At 59.6% G+C, this 5,402-nt stretch carries 6 protein-coding genes; 3 read left to right on the top strand and 3 right to left on the bottom strand.

Going from position 1 to position 5,402, the window contains the following annotated elements:
• Both IIC71_14955 and IIC71_14950 read left to right on the top strand, forming a co-directional pair.
• Window positions 1-235, top strand: a 235-nt coding sequence (locus tag IIC71_14955; GenBank protein ID MCH7670479.1) for a hypothetical protein, incomplete at its 5' end; no start/stop codon positions are given.
• 644 nt (window positions 236-879) lie between these two features.
• Window positions 880-2,292, top strand: a complete 1,413-nt coding sequence (locus IIC71_14950) for a DUF1254 domain-containing protein (protein MCH7670478.1) — start codon at window positions 880-882, stop codon at window positions 2,290-2,292.
• 202 nt (window positions 2,293-2,494) lie between these two features.
• On the opposite strand, the gene IIC71_14945 is transcribed toward IIC71_14950, so the two are convergent.
• From IIC71_14945 to IIC71_14935, 3 genes are all read right to left on the bottom strand, one after another.
• Window positions 2,495-3,520, bottom strand: coding sequence for an IS110 family transposase (locus tag IIC71_14945; protein ID MCH7670477.1), 1,026 nt, complete (start codon window positions 3,518-3,520; stop codon window positions 2,495-2,497).
• 296 nt (window positions 3,521-3,816) lie between these two features.
• On the bottom strand, window positions 3,817-4,113 hold the full coding sequence (locus tag IIC71_14940; GenBank protein ID MCH7670476.1) for a hypothetical protein: 297 nt from the start codon (window positions 4,111-4,113) through the stop codon (window positions 3,817-3,819).
• 435 nt (window positions 4,114-4,548) lie between these two features.
• Window positions 4,549-4,725, bottom strand: coding sequence for a hypothetical protein (locus IIC71_14935; protein ID MCH7670475.1), 177 nt, complete (start codon window positions 4,723-4,725; stop codon window positions 4,549-4,551).
• A 259-nt stretch (window positions 4,726-4,984) separates the two neighbouring features.
• On the opposite strand from IIC71_14935, the gene IIC71_14930 reads away from it, so the two are divergent.
• Window positions 4,985-5,402 (top strand): MFS transporter (locus tag IIC71_14930; GenBank protein ID MCH7670474.1); only part of this gene is annotated, 418 nt, incomplete at its 3' end.

Below are 5,402 nucleotides of genomic sequence, written 5' to 3'. Positions count from 1 at the left end.
GTTCGTGCGCTTGCTGGGCGTCGTAATCGAGTTGTGGGGACCGGTGGCAGCCGTCGGCGCCTGGGCGGGACCCGCCGCCGGCGCCGACGGCCTCCTGTCAATGGTCGAACAGGCGTGGCGCGTGAAGCTGCCCGAAACCGAGCAGGTTCTCTCCGCGATTGGCGACGGGCACCCTGACAAGCCCACCGCCAAGGCGGCCCGAAGGGCTCTCTTCAAATATCGTACCGCACAGTGACACCATGCTGAGTGGTCTCGGTTGGCAGACAAGCATCCGCTGCTGATCGGCGTACCCATCGTGAGCACCGACTTCGAAAAGTCGAGTTGTCCCTGGAAGGGAGTTCCGAAAAGCACACGTCGCACTGTGCCGCGTCTTCTTACAGACACGCGAGTGGACGGAGCAGCCCGCGGACGTCATCCGGTAGACGCGTCCATCTCGCTCCCGAGGCCTTGCGCCGTAAGGACTTCCCGGATCGCCCGGAGGGACTCGCACACCCAACCTTCTGATCCGTAGTCAGCTCAGGGGCAAATTGGAGTCAAGCGTACCAAGGCTTCTGCCGGGCTAGACGTGATACGTACCAAGGGTTGTAGGCCATTGAGGGTGCGGGGCCTTGCCACCACTGGCCCTAGGTGGCGGCCCGAGATACAGGGTGGAACCAACAACGCGACCAACAATTTTCGAACCGAACTGAACGCCAGCTGCCCGTGAGTCCCCGCGTGGACAATCGAGACAGTTACTGGGAACGTCCGGGACCGGGCGACGCCATCTTCAGAACTGGGGCGAGCATATTGCCGGTTATGGGCGGCTGCTGACTACCTGCTTCGGGTGGTGCCTGGGTCGCCACGAGTACGCGATGATGGGTTCATCTACTCGGGAGGATCATGACGGACGCACATCTGACAACCGACGATTTGAAGTTCGTGAATGGGTTCCCGACCCCTGAGACGGCTCAGAAGCTCTACGACGAGTTGGACTACCAGCGGGCGGTGCAGGTCTATTTGCGCCACATGGCGGCGATGTCGATGTACGCGGCGCGGCGCAGCGTCGACGACGACCTGCCGGGCAAGACGCAACAGCCGCAGAAGGTTGCGGTGTGGGAGAATCTGCTGGACGCCAAGACGCTCATGCTCACCGGCAACTCCGAGGTCGTGTACGCTTTCACGTTCCTCGACCTGCATCGAGACGGGCCGACGGTGATCGATGCGCCTCCGGGCTTGCTCGGCATCCTCGACGACATGTGGTGCCGCTACATTGAAGACATCGGCGCGGCTGGCCCGGACAAGGGCAAGGGTGGCAAGTATCTGGTGTTGCCTCCCGACTACAAAGGTGACGTCCCCGATGGCTACTTCACCTGCCGGTCGACGACCTATGGGGTGTGGGTGGTTCTGCGGGGCTTTCTGGTGGACGGGAAACCCGACCAAGCCGTGGCTGGCTATAAGGCGATGAAGATCTACCCGCTGGCCAAGAAGGGCGACCCGCCTCCGTTGGACCTTGTCAATGCCTCGGGCAAGGTGGTCAACCAGCTCATGCGGGAGGACTCCGGCTACTTCGACGACCTGGCCGCGCTCGTCGCCGAAGAATACGACCAAGCGGTGGGAGCAGAGGATTACGGGATGCTGGCCTCGATCGGGATCGTCAAAGGGAAGCCATTCAAACCGGATGAGCGGACGAAGAAGATCCTGGCCCGCGCCGCCGGAATGGGCGCTGCGATGGCCAAGACAATTCTCTATGCCAACCGCGACCCGAAAGACCGCATCTACACAGACCGGCACTGGATGTCGGGCTGGATCGGTGGCGACTACACGTTCATGGTCGGAAACTACCGCTACCTGGATGCCAGATCACTGTTCTACTACTACGCCACCGGCAACACACCGGCGATGGTGAAGGAGGTCGTGGGCGCCGGCTCCCAGTACCTGTGGGCAGCACGGGACGCCGACGGGGACTACCTCGACGGTGGGATGCTCTACAAGCTGACCGTTCCGCCCAAAGTGCCCGCAGAGAAGTTCTGGTCGCTGATCGTATACGACTCGGAAACCCGATCGATGCTCGTTCGCGACGACATCTCAGCCGGCAGCGACTTTCCGTCGATCAACTCCTACAAGAACCTGAAGAAGAATGATGACGGTTCGGTCGACGTCTACCTCGGCCCCAAAGCGCCCGACGGCTACGAGTCCAACTTTATCCGCACCGTCCCGGGCAAGGGCTACTCGGTGATCTACCGGCTGTACGCACCGCTCAAGCCCTACTTCGACCACTCATGGAAGCTCAACGACCTCGACAAGGTGAAGTGACCCGCACATAACGAAGCCTCTTTGTGTCAAGGGGATGTTTTTCGGGCGCGTTCGGGTGATCCGCTGGCGGAGTGTCGCGGTTGGTCGTAGCGTTGGTGTTGGGTTCGGGAGTGGCTTATCCGAAGAGCCGGCTTTCAGGATGCAAGCTGGCCACGCTGGATTCAGAGTCGTTCCTGGGTGCCCTCCCGGACCCCACTCTTGTTCAGCTGGTGGTTCTTGTTGCGTCGTTGGTGAGGCTCTTGTAGACGGCGTCTGAGATGCGTCGTTTCAACGCCCGGATCGTTTCTTTCGGGGTCTTGCCCTCAGCGATCTTCTTGTCGAAATAGGCGCGGCCGTTCGTGTCGTGTCGCAGCTGGGTGACAGCTGCGATATGGATAGCATGGTTCAAGATCCGGTTCCCACGCAGGTTCAACCGGTGTCTCGTGTTGCCTGCTGAGGACACTTCGATCGGTGCCGTGGCGTTGTAGGTGGCGTAGTGGCCCTTGGTTGGGAACCGGGTGATGTTCTTGGTGTAGCCAATGATGGTTGCTGCACCGATCGGACCTATCCCAACAATGTCCGTCACAGATGTCCCCGATGCTTGCACTGCCACCGAGATCCGCTTCTTGGACGCTTTGAGTTTCTCATCGAGATGGGCGATGTCGTCAACGACCTCGCGGGCAATCAGGGTCCGATACCGGGTCGCCTCATCGCCAATATTGATGCTGTCAAGGAGCCTGGATGCGTTGGTAGCACTGATCTTCACCCCGATCCCGCCAGCCTCTACCTCGAGGAGGAGGGCGTGGAGCCGTGAGCAGTGCTTGTTGCGAAGCCTCGCCATGTCGCGGTGCCGTTTCACCAACAGACGCAACACGACAACATGATCATCAGGTTCCACGACGGTTAAGCGGTCTGAACGCAACGCCGCGATCGCTATTGCACGGGCATCATTCGGGTCGTTCTTCTGCGAGCGTCCCGATCCCATCAATCGGACCCTTGACGCCAACACCGGCGGGACATCAAACACCGTCTCACCCGCCGCGACAAGCTGACGGGCAACCAAGTACCCGAGCCCGTTCGCGGACTCAACAGCCCACTCACGCTTCCCGTATCCTGCAGCCCAATCACACAGACGTTCTGCCTGGCCATTCGAGGCTTCGAGTGTGAACTCGTCGATCACATTCTCATCGTCGTCGATAGCGACCGCTGTGTGGGTTGCCTTGTGCGGATCGATCCCAATCATCGTCATAACAATGCCTTTCTCGTTGACGGTGGAACCGAGATGGGCACTCCTGATTCGGGTTGATCGTGTTCTCGCCTCTTTCGAGCCACACCCCAGCAAGGACACCGGCTGGCCAACAGCTCGTTAGAAAGCCAACCCGAAGGTGACAGGCACATAGAGAGACGGCCAGCCGGGTCCTCTAGATGCTACGAAACACCGCAACACCCACAACAAGTATCAATCAGGCACAAATGCGCACAACCCGAGGCTTTCCACTGCGCTTCCGGTGGCGGAGATCGCTCCGATCAGAGCACTGGATGGGCTCAGAAGGGTGCCGGCCCTGACCCTTGCAAATGACCTCGCTGATTTGCACCGAACGGACCGCCCGATGCGACGTTGTACTCGGCGAGTATGACATCACCGATCTCGCCGGTCTCCAGACGAATCCTGCTGACATTCTGCCAGTCTCCTGCACCGTGATCGGTCGGGTCAATCGAGCCGCCCCAGTGCGCAAGTCCGCCGCTTCGATCCTGCCGTAGGTTGACCCGAACGGACTGAATCAACTCTCCGTTTTGATCGAGCAGGTCTGCGGGACCTCGATACCCGCTCGTGTTGCTCACCATGACCTCCAAGGTCTCGACTACACGCATCAGCTTACGAGCGGCCTACGACAGAATTCGACGTCGCCATCACGACACTTATTGTGTGCATGGCGAATCGCGGATGGAAGCGAAGACACGGCTGCCAATGATTGACCCGAAACGACAGAAAGGACCGACCCCGCAGTGGAGGTCCGTCCCTTCATTTGTTTGTGTCTACTCGATCACGCTTTCACGTTTACGAGTGCGTCGATCAGGTCGTCCTTCTTCATCGACGAGTAGCCCTTGATTCCCTCCGCTTCGCGATGGTCTTCAGGTTGGCTGCGGTCGAGTCATCCAGCTCCTCAGCGGAGTACGCCGGCGCTGGCTTGTTGGCTGCGCGAGCGAGTGGAACATGCTCCTTGAAGGAAGCGGGTTCGTCGTCTGTTGCGAGCCTGAAGGTGACTTGGTCGATCTTCACCAGGTGGCCGTTGAACTTGGCGATGTGCCGAGCTTTCGCTCTCGCTTCGCCTCGTCCATGCCGACCTTCTTAGCGATCTCAGCTGTGGTGAGCTCTGCCTTCTTCGTCTTGGTGAAGACGTCGTAGCCGGAACCGATACGGCTGTTCTTCTGGTACGTGGTGCTGACTGACATTGTTGTCCCTTTCGGATTGTCCCTTGGCGCTGGTCGCCCTTCCACACACCGGCTAACGTCGATGAAAACAAGGGGAACCAGCGCAAGACATTTGACTTGCTGTCTGGTCACTTCCTCCCGCCCGCTGTTTCCGTATCCGGCAATCTGGGCTGTCCCGCCCGCGCGATGAATGCTCTAGGGGAGGCGTCCCTCCTATGTGGGGAGGTAGGGGCAAAGTAACCCTCATGTAATGAGTTGTACAGGCGAGGACTAAGGAACTATGAGCAGTGGTGCCATGCAACCAAACCCCGGTGACGACAAGGGCGTACGCAATAGCTCTAAAGTGATATTCGGTTGGGCTATGTACGACTGGGCGAACAGTGCCTACATCGTCATGGCGGGAGCGGTGATCGCACCGTTCTTCACCGACGGCATCGTGCCAGATGACGGTTACGGCGTGTTTGGAGTGCAGATGTCCGGGCAGACACTGTGGTCCGGGGTCGTGTCGATCGGTGCGATCGTGTTGTTCGCGATCATGCCGGTCCTTGGGGCGGTGGCCGACTTTTCGGGTGCCAAACGCAAGTTCCTCCGCGCAGCCGCGGTGACGGGTGGTCTCGTGATGATCCTCATGACGCTTGTCCCTGATGGTTCGGTGGCGTTGTTCCTCGGGTTGTTCCTTATTACCAACATTGGTTTCG

The sequence above is a fragment of the Acidobacteriota bacterium genome (genome assembly GCA_022562055.1).
In the GTDB taxonomy this organism is placed as follows: Bacteria; Actinomycetota; Acidimicrobiia; order Spongiisociales; family UBA5794; genus BMS3BBIN02.
This window is presented reverse-complemented; position numbering and strand designations above follow the sequence as displayed.

Coding starts and splice junctions, on each gene's coding strand:
- IIC71_14950 (MCH7670478.1), top strand. CDS start 880: ATGACGGACGCACATCTGACAACCGACGATTTGAAGTTCGTGAATGGG.
- IIC71_14945 (MCH7670477.1), bottom strand. CDS start 3,520: ATGACGATGATTGGGATCGATCCGCACAAGGCAACCCACACAGCGGTC.
- IIC71_14935 (MCH7670475.1), bottom strand. CDS start 4,725: ATGTCAGTCAGCACCACGTACCAGAAGAACAGCCGTATCGGTTCCGGC.